The organism is Marinobacter algicola DG893 (assembly GCF_000170835.1).
Taxonomy (GTDB): Bacteria; Pseudomonadota; Gammaproteobacteria; order Pseudomonadales; family Oleiphilaceae; genus Marinobacter; species Marinobacter algicola.
Window position 1 is genome coordinate 167374 of record NZ_ABCP01000001.1, and the last position, 19338, is coordinate 186711.

The 19338-nt window shown below is 57.3% G+C and carries 19 protein-coding genes; 7 read left to right on the forward strand and 12 right to left on the reverse strand.

The window, feature by feature from the left end:
- Positions 1-24 precede the first annotated feature (24 nt).
- The 8 genes from rseP to rpsB all read right to left on the reverse strand — a co-directional run bounded on the left by rseP (position 25) and on the right by rpsB (position 7546).
- Positions 25-1374 (reverse strand): RIP metalloprotease RseP, encoded by a 1350-nt coding sequence (rseP, locus tag MDG893_RS00740; protein WP_007151785.1) that lies wholly within the window; start codon positions 1372-1374, stop codon positions 25-27.
- Between the two features lie 49 nt (positions 1375-1423).
- Positions 1424-2617 carry a 1-deoxy-D-xylulose-5-phosphate reductoisomerase gene (gene ispC, locus MDG893_RS00745; RefSeq protein WP_007151786.1) on the reverse strand — a complete coding sequence of 398 codons (1194 nt, stop codon included), beginning with the start codon at positions 2615-2617 and terminating at the stop codon, positions 1424-1426.
- Positions 2611-3450, reverse strand: coding sequence for a phosphatidate cytidylyltransferase (locus MDG893_RS00750; protein WP_040474181.1), 840 nt, complete (start codon positions 3448-3450; stop codon positions 2611-2613). The genes ispC and MDG893_RS00750 overlap by 7 nt, the downstream gene beginning before the upstream one ends.
- A 22-nt stretch (positions 3451-3472) precedes the next feature.
- On the reverse strand, positions 3473-4243 hold the full coding sequence (uppS, locus tag MDG893_RS00755) for a polyprenyl diphosphate synthase (RefSeq protein ID WP_007151788.1): 771 nt from the start codon (positions 4241-4243) through the stop codon (positions 3473-3475).
- A 75-nt stretch (positions 4244-4318) separates the two neighbouring features.
- On the reverse strand, positions 4319-4876 hold the full coding sequence (gene frr / locus MDG893_RS00760) for a ribosome recycling factor (protein WP_040474182.1): 558 nt from the start codon (positions 4874-4876) through the stop codon (positions 4319-4321).
- 42 nt (positions 4877-4918) lie between these two features.
- On the reverse strand, positions 4919-5647 hold the full coding sequence (gene pyrH, locus MDG893_RS00765; RefSeq protein WP_007151790.1) for a UMP kinase: 729 nt from the start codon (positions 5645-5647) through the stop codon (positions 4919-4921).
- A gap of 186 nt (positions 5648-5833) precedes the next feature.
- Positions 5834-6703: a translation elongation factor Ts gene (gene tsf, locus MDG893_RS00770; protein WP_040474143.1), complete on the reverse strand. Its 870-nt coding sequence runs from the start codon at positions 6701-6703 to the stop codon at positions 5834-5836.
- Positions 6704-6793: 90 nt separating this feature from the next.
- Entirely contained in the window at positions 6794-7546 is a 753-nt protein-coding gene (gene rpsB / locus MDG893_RS00775; RefSeq protein WP_007151792.1) for a 30S ribosomal protein S2, read from the reverse strand.
- 285 nt (positions 7547-7831) lie between these two features.
- On the opposite strand from rpsB, the gene map reads away from it, so the two are divergent.
- The 6 genes from map to dapE are packed head-to-tail and all read left to right on the forward strand — an operon-like array spanning position 7832 to position 14969.
- Positions 7832-8602 (forward strand): type I methionyl aminopeptidase, encoded by a 771-nt coding sequence (gene map, locus MDG893_RS00780; protein ID WP_007151793.1) that lies wholly within the window; start codon positions 7832-7834, stop codon positions 8600-8602.
- A complete protein-coding gene (locus MDG893_RS00785) occupies positions 8603-11248 on the forward strand; it encodes a [protein-PII] uridylyltransferase (RefSeq protein WP_007151794.1) in 2646 nt (881 codons plus the stop codon).
- Positions 11245-12447, forward strand: coding sequence for a succinyldiaminopimelate transaminase (gene dapC, locus MDG893_RS00790; RefSeq protein WP_007151795.1), 1203 nt, complete (start codon positions 11245-11247; stop codon positions 12445-12447). The genes MDG893_RS00785 and dapC overlap by 4 nt, the downstream gene beginning before the upstream one ends.
- On the forward strand, positions 12444-12788 hold the full coding sequence (locus tag MDG893_RS00795) for an ArsC family reductase (RefSeq protein ID WP_007151796.1): 345 nt from the start codon (positions 12444-12446) through the stop codon (positions 12786-12788). Before dapC ends, MDG893_RS00795 begins: the two co-directional genes overlap by 4 nt.
- 17 nt (positions 12789-12805) lie before the next feature.
- A complete protein-coding gene (gene dapD, locus MDG893_RS00800) occupies positions 12806-13834 on the forward strand; it encodes a 2,3,4,5-tetrahydropyridine-2,6-dicarboxylate N-succinyltransferase (RefSeq protein ID WP_007151797.1) in 1029 nt (342 codons plus the stop codon).
- The gene (gene dapE / locus MDG893_RS00805; protein ID WP_007151798.1) at positions 13821-14969 is read left to right on the forward strand and encodes a succinyl-diaminopimelate desuccinylase; all 1149 of its coding nucleotides are present in this window, start codon (positions 13821-13823) and stop codon (positions 14967-14969) included. Before dapD ends, dapE begins: the two co-directional genes overlap by 14 nt.
- On the opposite strand, the gene MDG893_RS00810 is transcribed toward dapE, so the two are convergent.
- Positions 14970-15188: a SlyX family protein gene (locus MDG893_RS00810; protein ID WP_007151799.1), complete on the reverse strand. Its 219-nt coding sequence runs from the start codon at positions 15186-15188 to the stop codon at positions 14970-14972.
- A 245-nt stretch (positions 15189-15433) separates the two neighbouring features.
- On the opposite strand from MDG893_RS00810, the gene MDG893_RS21285 reads away from it, so the two are divergent.
- On the forward strand, positions 15434-16015 hold the full coding sequence (locus MDG893_RS21285) for a cold-shock protein (RefSeq protein ID WP_007151800.1): 582 nt from the start codon (positions 15434-15436) through the stop codon (positions 16013-16015).
- A 71-nt stretch (positions 16016-16086) separates the two neighbouring features.
- On the opposite strand, the gene MDG893_RS00820 is transcribed toward MDG893_RS21285, so the two are convergent.
- From MDG893_RS00820 to MDG893_RS00830, 3 genes are read right to left on the reverse strand one after another with little or no spacing between them, the layout of a single operon-like run.
- Positions 16087-16464: a hypothetical protein gene (locus MDG893_RS00820; RefSeq protein ID WP_007151801.1), complete on the reverse strand. Its 378-nt coding sequence runs from the start codon at positions 16462-16464 to the stop codon at positions 16087-16089.
- The gene (locus tag MDG893_RS00825; RefSeq protein ID WP_007151802.1) at positions 16436-17842 is read right to left on the reverse strand and encodes a hypothetical protein; all 1407 of its coding nucleotides are present in this window, start codon (positions 17840-17842) and stop codon (positions 16436-16438) included. Before MDG893_RS00825 ends, MDG893_RS00820 begins: the two co-directional genes overlap by 29 nt.
- A 54-nt stretch (positions 17843-17896) precedes the next feature.
- Positions 17897-19303: a mannose-1-phosphate guanylyltransferase/mannose-6-phosphate isomerase gene (locus MDG893_RS00830; RefSeq protein WP_007151803.1), complete on the reverse strand. Its 1407-nt coding sequence runs from the start codon at positions 19301-19303 to the stop codon at positions 17897-17899.
- Positions 19304-19338: the final 35 nt, after the last annotated feature.

Below are 19338 nucleotides of genomic sequence, written 5' to 3' on the forward strand. Positions count from 1 at the left end.
ATGCGCGTAAGGAGTTCGCAATTCTCACAACCGCATCAGGTCGTTGTAAAGTGCGAACACCATTAATGTAAGGATCATTGCCATTCCAATACGCAGTCCGAATGCCTGAGCCTGTTCAGATAGAGGCTTCCGGCGGATGGCTTCAATGGTGTAATAGACAATATGCCCACCATCAAGAACCGGTATTGGTAGAAGGTTCAGCACCCCAAGACTGACACTGAGGTAGGCAAGAAAACGAATAAAGTCTTCGAAACCGGAACTTACACTGGCTTCCGCTATCCTGGCAATGGTAATCGGGCCACTAAGGTTAGTGGGAGAAAGCAATCCGGTCACCATTTTTTTGATCGCGACCAGGGTCAACCGAGTGTCACCCCAGGTTTCGGAGACCGCATTAGGAATCGCAGCCAGAGGGCCATAACTGACATCCCTGAGTACGTGATCAGGCCAGGTCACCTCGCTGACACCTGCGCCGACAAAACCGGTAACACTGCCATCGTCTGCTGTTCTTTCCGCGGGTGTGACACGAATTTCTTCCGTGCGGCCACCACGTTCGACTGTCAGCTCCAAAGGCGTTTCGGGTGCATCGCGAATGAACGCCACCAGTTCGAACCAGTCCGCTACTGGCTTTCCGTCCACCGCCACCACACGGTCGCCGGACTTCAACCCGCCGGCCTCAGCCCGGCCACCCGGTGAGATCTCCCCCAGTACTGCCGGCACATCGGGCCGCCAGGGCGTCACACCAAATTCACGCAATGGGTTCGGCGTGTCTTCACTCAGACTCCAGCCACCCAGAGCCCCACGCAGCGTCCCACGATTACCGTTCTGCGAGACATCGATAATTACTTCACCAAATTCACCCGTGCGCTCAAGCAAGCGCATGTTCACGTCGCGCCAGGATGTCACCCGACGGCCGTCGACCTGGTGGATTTCCATGCCACTGGTGAGCCCCACCCGTTCCGCGACGCTGCCCTGACTGACTTCGCCCACAATGGGCGCAACCGTGGTGAAGCCCACCACGCTGAGCAGCCAGTACGCAGCAATGGCAAACAGGAAATTCGCGATGGGCCCAGCAGCAGCAATAGCAATACGTTTCGAGGGGGACTTGGAATTGAACGACTGATCCTTGAGCTCTTCGGGCACCGGCCCTTCCCGCTCATCCAGCATTTTTACGTAACCACCGAGAGGGATAGCCGCAACCGCAAACTCGGTCCCCTGCCGGTCATACCACGAAAACAGAGGCTTCCCGAAACCAACAGAAAACCGCAAAACCTTGACGCCGCAGCGGCGAGCCACCCAAAAGTGACCAGCCTCATGGAGCGTCACCAGAATGCCCAGCGTCAGTATCAACGCTAATACGGTTTCAACTATCTGCATAATGCTCTCTGTTGGTGATGATAGGACCGCCTCTCAGAACTCGCCTGTTTCAGACAGCCAGCGCCCGTATCTGTTCCCGTGCGACGACGCGGCCCTCGGCATCCTTCGCGAAGATGGTATCGAAACTGTCCGCCGGTACAACCTCGGTGGCTGCCAACGTACGCTCTATGATAAGGGGGATATCCGCAAAACACAGGTTACCGGAAAGAAAGGCCGAAACGGCCTCTTCGTTCGCAGCATTCATGACCGCTGGCGCAGTTCCGCCCTTGTGGAACGCCTCCGCGGCCAATTTCAGACACGGAAAGCGCTCCAGGTCCGGGCGCTCAAAGTGAAACTGCCCGATACGAAACAGATCCAGCGGGGCAACGCCGGCTTCAATCCGCTCAGGCCACGCAAGGCCGTTGGCGATGGGCGTGCGCATGTCGGGACTACCGAGCTGCGCCAGAACGGACCCATCGGCGTACTCAACCATCGAATGAATGATACTCTCCGGGTGGACGTGCACCTCAATCATTTCCGGCGTGGTATTGAACAGCCAGCATGCTTCTATCAGCTCCAACCCCTTGTTCATCAGGGTCGCGGAATCGACTGAAATCTTCTGCCCCATCGACCAGTTGGGGTGGTTGCAGGCCTCGGCAGGCAGGACGTTGCGCAGGGATTCAGCCGAGTGAGTACGAAACGGCCCACCGGAGGCAGTAAGCAGAATGCGAGTAATACCCGCGCCACGGGTATCCCGGATCTTGTCCGGCGGCATACACTGAAAAATGGCGTTATGCTCGCTGTCGATTGGCAGAACGTCTGCACCCGACGCCAGAACCGCATCCATAAACAGCTTGCCCGACATAACCAGCGCTTCTTTGTTGGCAAGCAAAACACGCTTGCCCGCCCGCACTGCAGCAAGCGTGGGCGGCAACCCGACAGCTCCAACGATCGCTGCCATGACTGTATCGGAATCACCATCGCCCGCGACTTGGCACAGCGCTTCAGAGCCACCAAGAACCGCTACAGAAGGCAAATCACCTAATGCACGTGACAGCTCGGCGGCCGCATTTTCATCGGCCATGACTGCGTACCTTGGACGAAACTCATGGCACAGCTCCACCATGCTGTCGACACTGGTGCTGGCGGTTAACGCTGAAACCGAAAACCGGTCTGGGTGGCGACGAATGACATCGAGCGTACTCAGGCCAATGGAGCCAGTCGCCCCAAGTATCGAAACACGACGCTTCACGATTGTCACCATTGCCCCGTCGTCAACCAACCCATCAGGGTGATGATCAGGGCAAACACCGGAATGGCAGCTGTCAGGCTGTCGATCCTGTCCATGATCCCACCATGGCCAGGCAGTAGCTGACTGCTATCCTTAATGCCCCTGAAGCGTTTCAGCATGCTTTCCAGCAGATCGCCAAGTACGGAAACAGCACCAGTGATCAGACTCGCAACAACCAGTAGCAGCAACTGCATGGTGCTGGCTGAGGCCAGCGCACTGATGATAATCGCGAAGATCGCGACTGCCACCAGGCCACCCCAGACACCCGCCCAGGATTTTCCCGGACTGACTCTGGGTGCGAGCTTCGCCTTGCCAAACGCACGGCCGGCAAAATAGGCGCCGATATCGGCCACCCAGACCACGCAGAAAACATAAAGAATAAGCAGGAGGTTATTGGCACTGTCACCGAACTGAAAGCCGCCGGTGCGAAGGTGGTTCAGCCCTACCCATGCGGGAACCAGAACCAATAAACCCATCAGGGCACGGGCAGGCACGCCGCCCCAGCGCTCAGAACCGCTGGGGTAATTTCTTACCAGCAGGAAACTCAGTATCCACCAGAACAGTGCCAGCCATAGTACCGCAACCGCCGGAACGTTCAGCAGTCCGTATAACACCGCCGCAACCATAAGGGCATATACAACTCGGGCCACGGGCGCGGTCAGGCCAGACATGTTGGCCCACTCCCAGGCACCAACGGCGATAATGGCTCCGGTAAACAGGGCGAACCCCAGAGGCGGCAGGAAGAAAATTCCACCAATGGCGATGGGTGCCAGGATAAGCGCGGTAATAATACGGGTTTTAAGCACGATATCGTTCGCTATCTTGTCGTTATTGTTCTGACGAAACACTGGCTATCTGGTCGTCTGTCTGACCAAAACGGCGTTTCCGACCCGCATATGCCTGCAGCGCCTGCCCCATTTCCTGCTCCTGGAAATCGGGCCAGTAAACGGGAGAAAAATACAGCTCGGTATAGGCCAGGTGCCAAAGCATGAAATTGCTGATGCGTTGCTCGCCAGCCGTACGAATCATCAGGTCCGGCATGGGCAAGTCGCCAATAGACAAGTGGTGCTGAATCAGGTCATCGGTGATGTCGGAGGGCGCCAGCTCTCCCGAACGGACCTTCTCAGCCACTCTGCGGCTGGCCTGGGTGATGTCCCAGTGCCCACCATAGTTGGCTGCGATAACCAGCGTCATTCGGGTGTTATCACGGGTAAGCGCCTCGGCGCGCTCCATATGCTCCTGCAGGTTTGCACTGAACGCAGAGCGATCGCCGATAATGCGCAGGCAGATGTCGTTGCGGTGTAGCTTTTTGACTTCCCGCTCCAACGCAAACAGGAACAGGCGCATCAGGGCCGACACTTCATCCTCCGGGCGGCGCCAGTTCTCGCTGGAAAACGCAAACAGAGTCAGCACCTCCACCCCTTCCCGGGCACAGGTTTCAACCACCGATCTCACCGCCTTCACACCGGCCTTGTGGCCGGCGACACCTTTCAGTCGCCGGGCTTTTGCCCAGCGATTGTTACCATCCATGATAATGGCCACATGCCGGGGTCGGCTACCAGCCGAAACCGGAATCTCTGCGGATACACTTTCCGTCATGCAATCCCCTGTTCAGCCGATACCGGACAACTGCGATGGCACCGGCTGATCATTGTGCTGAATTGGACCGGCTGATCAGACAGCCATCAGATCCTCTTCCTTGGCCTTGAGCTGCTTCTCGATCTCAGCGATATAACGGTCGGTCAACTTCTGGATCTCTTCCTCACCGTAGCGCTCTTCATCTTCGTTGATGTCTTTTTCCTTCAGCAGCTCTTTCAGCGTACTGTTGGCATCACGACGCGCGTTGCGGACAGAAACCTTGCCGTGCTCCGCATCAGCCCTGGCCTGCTTGACCATTTCCTTACGGGTTTCCTCAGTCAGCATCGGCATGGGAATCCGAATGACCTCACCGTTATTAGAGGGATTCAGACCCAGATCCGACATCATGATCGCTTTTTCGATCTTCGGTAACAGCGGCTTCTCCCAGGGCGACACGGCTAACGTGCGGTTATCCTCAACGTTCACGCTCGCCACTTGCTTGAGCGGTGTCTCCTGGCCGTAGTAATCCACGGTTACGCTGTCCAGGATGGACGGATGCGCTCGCCCGGTACGAATCTTGTTAAAAGCCCAGCTCAGGGATTCAAGGCTTTTCTTCATCTTCTTTTCAGCATCAGCTTTAATATCGTCAATCACTGCAGCGTCCTCGGATTCGTTGTTCAAAATGTCTCAATCAGATTACTCGATCAATGTACCTTCCGACTCCCCGGTCACGATACGGGTCAGCGCGCCAGAGCGATTCATGTCGAAGACCCGGAGAGGCATGCCATGATCTCGCGCAAGGCATATAGCGGTCAGATCCATCACACCCAGCTTCTTGTCCAGCACCTCGTCATAGGTGAGCCGATCGTATTTTTCCGCAGTCGGATCCTTGTACGGATCGGCGGAATAAACACCATCAACCTTGGTTGCCTTCAACACGGCATCCGCTTCAATTTCGATCCCCCGCAGACAAGCGGCTGAGTCGGTCGTGAAGAACGGGTTACCGGTGCCTGCACAGAAAATCACCACATCGCCGTCTTTCAGGTCGCGCACCGCCCGCCGGCGATCATAATGCTCAACAATACCACTCATGGGGATGGCAGACATAACCCGGGTACGGATATTGGATCGCTCCAGGGCGTCACGCATGGCCAAGCCATTCATGACCGTTGCCAGCATACCCATATGGTCGCCTGTCACCCTATCCATGCCAGCAGCGTTCAACGCCGCACCACGGAAGAGATTGCCACCACCAACAACCAGGCCTACCTGAACACCAATACCGATGAGCGAACCAATATCCAATGCCATCCGGTCAAGCACTTTTGGATCGATGCCAAAATCGTGCTCGCCCATTAAGGCTTCACCGCTGAGTTTGAGCAGGACACGTTTGTATCTGGGCTGGGTATTGGACGACTTCGGCATGAGGATCCCCTTCTATATGTCTGGCTTGGTGCCTGGCAGGACAAGCTTCTCAGGCTTGTATCTGACATACTCCTCAATAAAAAGGGGTATCTCAGATACAAGCCCGCCACGAAAACCGGAAAACTCCGGCTAACGTGGCAGACTTGGAAGGTGCCCCGGACATCGCCTTGGCACCTGTCAGAAGGATCAGGACTTGCCGGTACCTGCCGCCGCAGCGACCTCTGCCGCAAAATCCACTTCTTCCTTCTCGATACCTTCACCGACTTCCAGGCGAACAAAGCTAACCAGCTCACCGCCGTTGTCTTTGATCAGCTGACCCACGCTCTGGTCAGGATTCTTGACGAACGGTTGCTCGACCAGGCTGTTCTCCGCCAGGAATTTCTTGATCCGGCCGCCCATCATCTTTTCGACGATTTCTGCAGGCTTGCCTTCCATATCCGGCTGGGCCTTGATGACGTCCTTTTCTTTCTCAAGTTCGTCGGCCGGCATGTCTTCCGGCTTGCCAACCCGTGGGTTAACAGCGGCAACGTGCATGGCAACGTCACGAGCAACTTCAGCGCTGCCTGCAGAAAGGGCCACAACAGACGCAATCTTGTTAGTGCTGTGAACGTAGGCACCCACAACCGGGCCTTCTACCCGTACGATACGACGAACAGTGATGTTCTCGCCGATCTTCTGAACCAGCGCTTCACGCTTGGCTTCCAGATCGCCTTTCATCAGGTCGGCAACGTCGGTCTTGCCATTTTCAAAAGCCACGTTCAGAACGTCGTTGGCGAAGTTCATGAAGTTGTCATCACGAGCAACAAAATCAGTCTCGGAGTTCACTTCCAGGATGTAAGCGACGGTGTTGTCGTCAGACACCTTGATCAGGGAAACACCTTCAGCAGCGGTGCGCCCCGCCTTCTTGGCGGCTTTCAGGCCGGAAGACTTACGCAGTTCTTCAATTGCGGCATCAACGCTTCCGTCAGCTTCCACCAGCGCCTTTTTGCACTCCATCATGCCAAGGCCGGTGCGCTCACGAAGCTCTTTGACCATTGCAGCAGTAATTGCAGCCATGTTCATTCCTCTTAACTGTTCCGAATTCTGGACCGGTGCGCCCGGCAGCAAACCACGGGCACACCCTACAACCTGTTCGCGAAGGAGCTATTACTCCGCAGCGGGAGCAGCACCTTCCGCGTCTTCGCTGACTTCTACAAACTCGTCAGCGCCGGCACCGGCAGACTGGGCCGCTTCGATGCAGGTTTCAGCAACGGCCTGCACGTAAATCTGGATCGCGCGGATGGCATCGTCGTTGCCCGGAATCACGTAATCAACGCCGTCAGGGTCGCTGTTGGTGTCCACAACACCGATCACAGGAATACCCAGCTTGTTGGCTTCCTTGATCGCGATACGCTCGTGGTCAACGTCGATCACGAACATGGCATCCGGCAGGCCGCCCATGTCCTTGATACCGCCGATGGAGCGCTCAAGGCGGTCCATTTCGCGGGTACGGTCCAAGGCTTCTTTCTTGGTCAGCTTGTCGAACGTACCGTCCTGGCTCTGGGCTTCCAGGTCGCGATAGCGACGGATTGACTGGCGAATGGTCTTGTAGTTGGTCAGCATGCCGCCCAACCAGCGATGGTTCACGTATGGCTGATTGGAGCGCAGTGCTTCTTCCTTGATGATCTTGGCCGCCGCACGCTTGGTGCCAACGAACAGGATCTTGTTCTTGTTGCCCGCGAGGTTATGAACGAAGTTCAACGCATCGTTCATGGCAGGAACAGTCTGCTCAAGGTTGATGATATGAATCTTGTTGCGAGCGCCGAAGATGAACTTCGACATTTTCGGGTTCCAGTAACGGGTCTGGTGACCGAAGTGGGCGCCTGCTTTCAGCAGGTCACGCATATTTACCTGAGCCATGATATTTACCTTTTTAGCTTCGGGTTAGTCCTCCACACGTCCGATTGCCCCAACCTGGCTCCGTTGCCTTTATATAGAGACAACATGAGCAGGCACCCTGGGACAACGTGCCGACGTGTGTGCGAATTTGCCGGATTTGTTTCCAGCGGGCGCGTTTATACCATAAATCACCCGCCGGATTCCATTAATTTGTGCCCCGGAAAGCACGGCAAAACCGCCTCTTCCTTGTACCGGGCAACACTCCCCCTTAAAATGCGTGTTTGATCCAAATCAACGGGACCCCCAATGCAGGTATCGATCAAGACTCCGGAAGAAATCGAGAAGATGCGTGTCGCCGGCCGCCTGGCGGCCGAAGTTCTTGAGATGATTGGCGAACACGTCAAACCGGGCGTAACAACCGAGAAGCTCGACAGTATTTGCCACGCTTATATGGTGGACGAGCAAAAGACCATTCCGGCGCCGCTGAACTACAAGGGTTTCCCGAAATCAGTATGCACCTCGGTAAATCATGTGGTCTGCCACGGCATCCCGAACGAAAAAAAGGTGTTAAAGGACGGTGACATCGTCAATATCGACGTCACGGTGATCAAGGACGGATGGCACGGCGATACCAGCAAGATGTTCATCGTCGGCAAGCCCAAGCCCGGTAGCGAACGCCTGATCCAGATCACTCAGGAGTGTCTTTATAAAGGTATTGAACTGGTGAAGCCGGGCGCCCGGTTGGGCGACATTGGTCACGTGATCCAGCAGCATGCTGAGAAGCATCGCTATTCTGTGGTCCGCGACTACTGCGGCCATGGCATTGGAAAGGTGTTTCACGAAGACCCTCAGGTGATGCACTACGGCAAGCCCGGTACCGGCATGGAACTGCAGGAAGGCATGACCTTTACCATCGAACCGATGATTAACCAGGGTAAATACCACACCAAGCTGCTGCCGGATGGCTGGACCGTGGTTACCAAGGATCACAAGCTCTCCGCGCAATGGGAGCACACTATTCTGGTAACGTCGGACGGCCACGAAGTACTGACCAAGCGCACGGAAGAGTCATTCTAGGTGGACCTCAGCGAACTGGAATCCAGGATAAGCAACGACATCTCACCTGTTGTAGCGGCCCGGGAGCTGTTAAAGGAACGCTACAACGCAGATGCAGAAGCGTTCCGGCAGGGAGCTGATGTTCGCGCACTGGTCCATTCCCGGTCAGGAACCCTGGATACCGTTCTTGCCCTGATCTGGAACCGCTACGCCTTTGCCGCCTCTGCCGATGTCTCTCTCGTGGCAGTTGGCGGCTATGGCCGGGGAGAACTCCACCCACATTCCGATATCGACCTGTTGATCCTCACCCGGAATGGTATAGAAGAAAACTGGCAGGAAGACCTTGGTGCCTTCATAACACTGCTGTGGGACCTGAAACTGGATATCGGCCATAGCGTCCGCAGCATTCAGGAAAGCATGGACGCCGCCAGGGAAGATGTCACGATCCTCACCAACCTTCTGGAAACCCGCACCATCGCCGGCCCGGACGACTTACGGGACGAGCTCAGTCATCAGGTTTATTCAGACGCCATCAGCTCTGACCGCGATTACTTCATCGCCAAACGGGAAGAGCAGAAGCAGCGCCACGCGAAATACGGTGACACGGAGTACAACCTTGAACCCAATGTAAAAGGCTCCCCAGGCGCACTCCGGGATATACAGACCATCGGCTGGATTACCAAACGACACTTCGGCCTTCAGAACATCGCGGATCTGACACGCTTTAGTATCCTGACCGAAGAGGAGCACCAGATACTGCTGCAGGGCGAAACCTTCTTGTGGCGACTTCGCCTTGGCCTCCAACTGATTGCCGACCGCAACGAGAATCGCCTTCTGTTCGATCATCAACGGGCACTCGCTCAGATGCTGGGTTACAAGGATGAGGGCAAGCGGCTGGGCGTTGAATTGATGATGCAGTCGTACTACCGCACCGTCCTGGCCCTGGCGGAGCTGACCGACGTTATTCTTCAGTACTACGACGAGGCCATCCTGGGCGCCGGAAGTGACGACGACATACTGCCCCTGAACAAGCGCTTCCAGATTCGCAACTACTACATCGAAGCCGTCAACAACCAGGTCTTCGCCTACGCGCCCTATGCCATCATGGAAATATTCGTCCTGATGGCGCAGCATCCGGAGATCAAGGGCATCCGCGCAACCACCATCCGCTCTCTGCGGGCGCACCGACACCTGATTGACGACGCTTTCCGCTCGGACCTGGCCGTTACCTCCCTGTTCATGGAGCTGCTGCGGACGCCGCACGCCCTCGACCAGACCCTGTCGGCCATGAAGAAATACAACGTGTTGGGCCGCTACCTCCCCGAATTTGGCCAGATCATCGGCCAGATGCAGCACGACCTGTTCCATATCTACACTGTAGACGCCCACACCATGCGGGTGATTCGTAATATGGTGCGACTGGACAGCGCCGAAGCCCGCAACGAATACCCGCTGGCGTCGCGTCTGATTCACCGGTTACCGAAGCTGGAAACACTGTATATTGCCGGCCTCTATCACGATGTAGCCAAAGGCCGGGGCGGCGACCACTCGGAGTTGGGCGCAATTGATGTTGAGAGCTTCTGCGAACGCCATCACCTCAGTGAGCGGGACACCCAGTTGGCTTCCTGGCTGGTGGAAAATCATCTGCTGATGTCGATGACCGCCCAGCGCAAGGACATTTCCGACCCTGACATCATCCATGGATTCGCGCGCGCCGTGCCCAGCCAGGTGCACCTGGACTACCTCTACGTCCTGACGGTGTGCGATATCAGCGCCACCAATCCCAAGCTGTGGAACACCTGGCGCGCCTCACTGTTGCGCCAGCTCTACATCGAGACCAAACGGGCACTCAGGCGTGGCTCGGAAACACCGGTAGACCGTCAGGAATGGGTGCGCGCCACCCAGTCTGAGGCACGGGAAATTCTCCATGCCCAGAACATGACGGACGAACAGATCGACAACATCTGGGAAACCCTGGACGAAGACTACTTCCTGCAGGATTCCACGGTGGACATTGCCTGGCAGACCGCCGCCATCATCCGCCATGGCGATGACCCCGACCCGCTGGTGCTGATTCGTGACACCCGTGGCGGGCCGACCGACGGCTACTCCCAGATCATCATCTACATGAGTGATCGTATTGACCTGTTCGCGGCTACCACGGCGGTGCTGGAACAACTTAACCTCAACATCGTCGATGCCCGCATCAGCTCAAGCGAAGGCCCCTTCTCCATCAGCTCCTACATTGTTCTGGACGAGAAAGGCAAACCCCTGGGCATTGACCCGGCCCGCAAGGATCGGGTTCGCATGCGCCTGATCGAAGAGCTGGACGACCCGGAAGATTACCCTGACATCATCCACCGCCGCACTCCCAGACAGCTGAAGCACTTTGCCTTCCCCACGGAAGTGACCTTCTCCAACGACACCATTAACCAGCGCACGGTGATGGAAGTGATCACACCGGACCGGCCGGGGTTACTGGCCCGCGTAGGACAGGTATTGCTGGAGCATCGCGTGCGGCTGACCAACGCCAAGATCGCGACGTTGGGTGAACGGGTGGAAGACGTATTCTTTGTAACCGACGAGCATGGCGAGCAGATCAGCGACCCCGCAGTCTGCCAGGCCCTGCAGCAGGATCTTTGCCAAATGCTGGATGACACCCAATGAACCCCGACCTGGACAGGCTACACCCCTACCCGTTCGAGAAACTGACCAAACTTAAGTCCGGCATCAGCGTTCCCAAAGACCTGACGTCGATTTCCCTGGGCATCGGTGAGCCCAAGCATCCGTCGCCGGAATTCGTCAAACAGGTAATCGCGGATAATCTGGACAAACTCGCCAACTATCCTACAACGAAAGGTACCGACGAACTGCGCCAGACCATCGCGCACTGGGCCATCCGCCGCTTTGAATTGGCCCCCGGATCACTGACGCCTGAGCACCATATTGTTCCGGTGAACGGCACTCGGGAAGGCATTTTCTCGCTGGTGCAATCGGTGGTGGAATCCTGCCCGAGCGCCACCGTGGTCAGCCCCAACCCGTTTTACCAGGTCTACGAAGGCGCCGCTTTCCTTGCCGGCGCAACACCCCATTACCTTGCCTGCGACGCAGACAGCGATTTCATACCGGACTTTGACAAGGTTTCAGAATCCGTATGGAAAGACTGCCAGGTGCTGTTCTTGTGCTCACCGGGCAACCCCAGCGGTTCGGTGATACCCCGGGAGACATTGGTGCGGGTCATCGAACTGGCGGACCAGCATAATTTCATCATCGCGTCCGATGAATGCTATTCCGAGCTCTACCCCGACGAAGGCCAGCCGCCGGAAGGATTATTGCAAACCTGTGCTGCTATTGGCCGCAACGATTTTGCCCGCTGCATCGTGTTCCACAGCCTGTCGAAGCGGAGCAACCTGCCGGGCCTGCGGTCCGGTTTCGTGGCTGGCGATGCCGATATCCTCAAAGGCTATCTCAAATACCGCACCTACCATGGCTGCGCCATGCCCATACACAACCAGCTGGCGAGCATTGCCGCCTGGAACGATGAAGACCACGTACGGGAGAACCGGGCGGCCTACCGTGCCAAGTTTGAGGCAGTGATACCCATCCTGCGGGAAGTGATGAACGTGGACTTTCCTCATGCCGGGTTCTACCTCTGGCCGGAAACCCCCATGGATGACGAGACGTTCGCACGGGAACTTTCAGCCCAGCAGAATGTGCACGTACTCCCCGGTCGCTACCTCTCCCGCACCGTCAATGGCCACAATCCTGGCGAAAACCGGGTAAGGATGGCCCTGGTGGCGCCGGTTGAAGAATGCGTGGAAGCGGCAAAACGCATTGTGACTTTTGTAAAGGCAAACAGGACATGAAACTTTACGGCATCCGAAATTGCGACACCGTCAAGAAAGCCCGAAAATGGCTGGACGAGGCCGGTATCAACTACGAATTCCACGACTTCAAGAAGGATGGACTGGATAGCGGCCGTCTGAGTCAGTGGGAGCAGGCAGCCGGCTGGGACGTGTTGCTGAACCGTCGCGGCACCACCTGGCGCAAACTTCCGGACGAGGTTCGTGATAATATTAGCGCCCAATCCGCCCACGACCTGATGCTCGACAATCCGTCCATCATCAAGCGGCCCGTGGTTGAGCACGGCGACACGGTCAGCGTCGGCTTTAATGCCGATGAGTGGGCCGAACGATTCAAACACTGAGAACCAGGAGCACATCAATGAGTTTTGCATTCGGAATTGGTATCGGCACCCAGAACAATCAGGGCGAGTGGCTGGAAGTGTTTTACCAGCAGCCGGTCATCACCCCCGATAATGGCCTCATCGAAGTGGCTCAAAACGTTCTGGATTACCAGGGAGGCAATCAGGCTGTATCGGTGACGCCCGATCAACTCAAGGCGCTGTCGGACGGATTACGCCAGTTGGGTCAGATGGAACAGTCCGCCCTGGCGGGCAAAGCAGCCGAGAGCCGCCGCCCGGTCGTGGTGACCCTGCTGGACACCGACGACACTGCCTCCAGCACGCCAGAGGTCTACCTCAAGCTGCACCTGATCTCCAGCCGTCAGGCCAGGCCCCATGAGCTGAAGCTGGACGGCATTTTCGGTCTACTCCCGAACCTGGCCTGGACCAGCGAAGGCGCCATCGATCTCAACGAACTGCCAGAGCGCCAGCTCAAGGCCCGCCTCGAAGGCCGCACCCTGGAAGTGAAGTCCGTCGACAAGTTCCCGCAGATGACGGATTACGTGGTACCGAAGGGCGTGCGCATCGCCGACACCGCCCGCGTTCGCCTGGGCGCCTATGTGGGTGAAGGCACCACCGTGATGCATGAAGGCTTTATCAACTTCAATGCCGGCACCGAAGGCACCAGCATGATTGAAGGCCGTATCTCCGCCGGCGTGATGATCGGCCAGGGCTCGGACCTTGGCGGCGGCTGCTCCACCATGGGCACCCTGTCCGGCGGTGGCAACATCATCATCTCAGTCGGTGAGAACTGCCTGATTGGCGCCAATGCCGGTATCGGCATTCCTCTCGGAGACCGCTGCAAAGTCGAGGCGGGGCTGTACATTACCGCCGGCACCAAGGTAGCTCTGCTGGACGACAACAACGAACTGGTTGAAGTCATCAAGGCGCGGGATTTGGCCAACAAGCCGGATCTTCTGTTCCGCCGCAACAGCCAGACTGGCGCGGTTGAATGCAAAACCAACAAGTCCGCCATCGAGCTGAACGAAGAACTGCATGCAAACAACTAATTCCGCCGAGCTTTCCCCGACCCTCAAGCTCGCCGTTGACCTGATCCGCCGGCCGTCCGTTACCCCGGACGACGCTGGCTGCCAGGAACTGATGATGTCACGGCTCGCTGCCCTTGGCTTCAAGGGCGAGGCCCTGCGCTTTGGTGAAACCGACAACCTGTGGGCCCGAAAGGGCTCGGATGGCCCTCTGCTGGCGTTTGCCGGTCACACCGATGTTGTACCCACCGGACCTGAGAAAAACTGGCGTCACCCACCGTTCGAGGCGGTGATAGATGATGGTTTTCTTCATGGCCGGGGCGCAGCCGACATGAAAGGCAGCCTGGCGGCCTTTATCACGGCCTGCGAGCGGTTTGTGACCAGCCATCCGGATCATCGGGGTTCCATTGCCTTGCTGATCACCAGTGACGAGGAAGGTCCGGCCCAGGACGGCACCGTGAAAGTGGTGGAAACCCTGGAAGCCCGAAACGAGAAAATCGACTGGTGCCTGATCGGCGAACCATCCAGCACCCGCGAGGTGGGCGATGTCATCAAGAATGGCCGGCGGGGCTCACTCCACGGCTATCTCACGGTACAGGGCACCCAGGGACACGTGGCCTATCCGCACCTGGCGGAAAACCCGGTGCATACTGTTGCCCCGGCACTGGACGCCCTCGCGAAGGAATTCTGGGACGATGGCAATGATTTTTTCCCGCCAACCACCTTCCAGATCACCAAGATCGAAGCTGGCACCGGGAGCAACATCATTCCCGGGGAGTGCCTGGTTCACTTCAATTTCCGCTACTGCACGGAAAACACCGCGGAAAGTCTGGAAGAAAGGGTCGTTGCCATTCTCGACCGTCATGAATTGAAGTATGACCTGCAATGGCATCTGAGCGGCCGGCCGTTCCTGACCGATAGTGGATCGCTGGTCTCGGCTGCACAAAGTGCCATCCGTTCCGTCACCGGCCGGGAAACCGAGCTGTCGACCTCGGGCGGTACGTCGGATGGACGCTTTATCGCTCCGACCGGCGCCCAGGTTCTGGAACTTGGCCCCATCAACGCCACCATCCACAAAGTCAATGAGTGCGTGAAAGCCGCAGACCTGAACACCCTGTCTGAGATCTACGAGCAGGTTCTTGTAGAGCTCCTGGCCTGATCAGTAGTGGGGAGGAGGCGTTTCGTCCTCCTCCTTTCTGATATTCGATGACGACACTTCCTTGAGCTGAGTGTTCAGCTGCTTCTTCGCCTCCCAGAGTTCCCGGATATCCAGCTCCTGACGAGCCACCTGCTCACTCAGTGTATGAATGATGTCATCCTGAAATGCCAGACGGGTTTCCAGTTCGTCCAGCCTGGCTTGCAGATCTTTGTCGCTCATAAAGTTTTTGGTTCTCCGGGAAGGATTCCCATCAAGGTATTGTGTGATCAATTTGGTGTCGGCGGACACGCCGCTTGGTCAGCGCTCCCCGTTATCTGGTATCATCCCGCTTTTGCCCGCGCGGGAACCTGAAAGACCCGTTTATGTCTTGCAGGTTCCCAGCGGTTTTCACCGCCGGAGACCCGATTTTACCCGATATCCGGCTCTTTATCGTTAGCGTTAGATGAATGGAGAAACTTCAGTCCATGCAAAACCCAGCAAAAGCGATCGTTCTTGCTCTCCTGGTCGCGATTCCGTCACCTTTTATCCTCGGCTTTCTGTTGGTGACTTTCACCCCGGAACTCTTCCAGATTCTGTCTCAGGCCGGCACTAGCGAGGAAGCAACCAGTACCACGTTTGTATTGGGCAGCGCCCAGGGCATCGCAGCCTATGTTATTGCGGTTGTCCTTTTCGGCCTGGCAGGCTTCGTGACCGTCGCTCTGGCAGCCAAGAAACCCTCAGCCGTGAAACCGCAAGCGCCTCGCGCCAGCACGGCACCTCGTCAGCCGGCCCCGCGCAAGCAGCAATCCCAACCGGATTACGAGGACGACGATGACTACGACGACAGCACTCCTGAAGGCAACGAAGAGGGCACCGTCAAGTGGTTCAACGTCAAGAAAGGCTTCGGGTTTATCGTTCGCGATAGTGGCGATGAAGTCTTTGTACACTTCCGCGCCATTCGTGGTCGTGGCCGCCGGGTACTGCGTCAGGGCCAACTGGTCCGGTTCAGTGTCGTCGAAGCGGACAAGGGCCTACAGGCGGACAACGTGTCCATCCTGAGCGACTGACCGCAAGAACGTGTATCACAAAAAAGGGGGCAGCCGATCGGCTGCCCCCTTTTTTGTTGCCGTGAAGAGACTCAGTTCCAGACCGCCAGTTGCTCTCCACGCTGGTCCAGCCGCCACCATTTCTCGTCTTCCACGGGTTCGCCTTCTTTCCAGTCACCGGGGCTGCAGCGAATCTCGGTATCCATGGCGCGCCAGGCACTCCGGGCGCAATCGAGGTCGGACACCCAGGGCAGATCCTCACCCTCAAGAATCAGAGAGGTATAGCGCTTGCCGCCTGCACCGGGGTACAGATTAATACGGACGTTATGCGCCCGATAGTAAGCTACCCCTTTCTCGGCCTTATCACCCAGCGCGTCATCCCTGAGCTCAACGTCGTCCAGATGACTGGCAAGCCAGCTCGATACCGCTGACGACTCCAGGTCACGAATGTAGATTTCGAGATCCCGCACCTTCTGTTTCTCCTGCCGGTTGATCACAATGGACCACATAGTGAACCGGCCCGGGGCGGGCTGCAACCCAGCGTTCGAGTTCATGGCGGAGGTCATCCATTTTCAGGGTCCTGAGCGTGCCCTCTGCTTTTCGCTCATGCCACGCCACCTCCGCCGCCGCACGCTCGACGGCCAAGCTTTCAAGGGATCGCTCCAGCGCTTCTGTCGGTTGCTGCCTGGCCATTGCCACCAGTGACTGCCGCCGCACGGTATCCGTTCTACCAGCCAGCGCCACACTCTCAATAGGGCCGCGTTCGGCGAACAGGTTCAACCGCGCGGCTGCACGCTCCACCCATTGGATCATGCCACCTGGTGAGCCGACCAACCGGCTACGACTCGAGGCGGCATAGCGGATAAGCGCTGGGGACAACTCTATGTTCCAGCGCTTTTCAATTGCTGACTGATGAGCCGTCAGAATGGCAACCTTCTGGCTGGAACTCGTGCCGGGCATGTCAAAAATATCGAAATCCCGCCCCAGACATCGCTCCAATTGCCCAACGGCAGCGTCTGCCTCCGGTGAATCTGGCCCCAGCATCACCACGGGGCCCGGATACCCGGTTACCAGGTTGCGTGCCACACTGAACTCGGGCGCCATCATCGCGGCCAGATCCACCGGAGAAACGTTATCCAGAACCAGCGCGGGATAATCCTTACGGTCGATGCCTTTGGCCGGGATGGCGGGGTTTTCGCTGGCCATGACTTCCGTCTCATTGCGAAGGTCCAACCTTATAAAGCCACAATACAGAAACGGCAATAGAGCCTGTAGCCAACTGGTTTTACCGGTGCCTCTCGCCCCTCTCACCCACACCAGTGCTCCTGGAACCGAAGCCAGCGTAATCGATACATCTTCCGCCAATTCCAGCCATTCCAGATCGGTAATCACAACGGGCGCATCGCCTTCGTCGGAGGTTTCAGCGACGTGCTGCTGGTCGTCCGCAGCAGGCCAGCGATCAACCAATTCCAACACCGCCACATAGGCTTTCTCCTGCAGGCGTTCGGCGTTGCGAGTCAGCACCGACAACAATATGGGCCAGTCCAGCCAGGGGGCATTGCTCAATTCACGGGCAGACGAAAACCAGTACATGAGCTGTGAGGACAACTGGCCCTCTCCGCCCACTTCGGTCACGATGGGCTGCTCGCACTGGATAGTGCGTGTCAGTTCGTCAATATCCACACCGCGGCTGCGCAGGAATCCGCAGATGGCAGGCTCACCATCCAGCAGCGCCAACAGGAAATCCTCAACGGTGATGGCATAACCGCCTCGCTGGGCGACGCTATCACGTGCCCGTTGCAGTGCGGTTTGACAGAGGGGGCTCAGGCATCCTTGCCAGTCTTCCATTCACTTCTCCTTGTGTTGTCAGGCATCGTCCTGATGCCATTTCATGTATATCGATTAAACTCGGTTATACGTGTCCTCGAAACGTACAATGTCGTCTTCACCCAGGTAGCTACCTGTCTGCACTTCAATCAGTTCCAGGGGAATAACGCCAGGGTTGGTCAGTCGATGGGTCACACCCAACGGAATATAGGTGGATTGGTCCTCGGTCAGCAATAACACATCGTCACCGCGGTTGACCGTGGCCGTTCCCTTCACCACCACCCAGTGTTCGGCACGATGATGATGTTTCTGCAGCGACAGGGACGCACCCGGTTTCACCGTGATGCGCTTGACCTGGAAACGCTCCCCCATCGCAATACCCTCATAGGTACCCCAGGGGCGATGAACTTTCTTGTGAAACCGATGCTCGTGACGGCCCTGAGCCTTGACCTGGGCAACCAGCTTTTTCACATCCTGAACCCGATCACGATCGGCCACCAATACCACATCATCCGTTTCAACGATGACGTGATCCGTGATGCCCAAAGCCGCAATCAGACGGCCCTCTGAGTGAATGTAGGAACCGGAGACGTCCTCGGTAATCACATCCCCCCGGCACACGTTGTTGTTCTCGTCGTGGGGCTGGATATCCCAAAGGGCGGACCAGGAGCCCACATCCGACCAACCGGCATCCAGAGGCACCACCACCGCATCGTGGGTCTTTTCCATCACCGCGTAGTCGATGGAATCGTCCGGGCAAGCTCTGAAGCTCTCGGCCCCCACGCGGGTGAAATCCATGTCAGCGTTGCGTTCCTTCCAGGCAGCCCGGCAGGCTTTCATCATCTCAGGCTGCTGGCTTTCCAGTTCTTGCAGGTAACGATCAGCACGAAACAGGAACATGCCGCTGTTCCAGAAATAATCACCCTCTTTCAGGTACTGGCGGGCGGTGTCTTCGTTCGGTTTTTCCACAAAGGCCGCTACATCATTGTACCCTTCGTGGGCCGCACCGGCCTTGATGTAGCCGTAGCCTGTATGAGGTGCGCTGGGCACAATACCAAAGGTAACCAGTTTGCCTGAACGGGCAGCTTCAGCGCCCTGACTCACCGCCTGACGGAACACATCCTGATTCTTCAATACGTGGTCCGAAGGCATCACCAGCAGCAGCTCTTCCGGGTTTTCTTCCGCAGCCGCGAGGGCCGCGATTGCAATGGCCGGGGCCGTATTGCGACCCACCGGCTCGAGGATGATCCCGGCGGTACGCTCCGGTGCCTGGGCCTGCATATGGGCCGCTACCACAAACCGGTGCTCTTCATTGGTGATGGCCAACACCCGGGCGTTGTCATCCAGTGCCAGGCCACGATCAATCGTTTCCGCCAGCAGGGAAGCGTCAGACACCACCGGTAGAAACTGCTTGGGATAGGCTTCACGGGACAACGGCCAGAGACGGGTGCCGGAACCACCAGAAAGAATCACTGCAAGCATGGGTCGTCCTTGTCTTGAATTTTCGCGAATTTTAC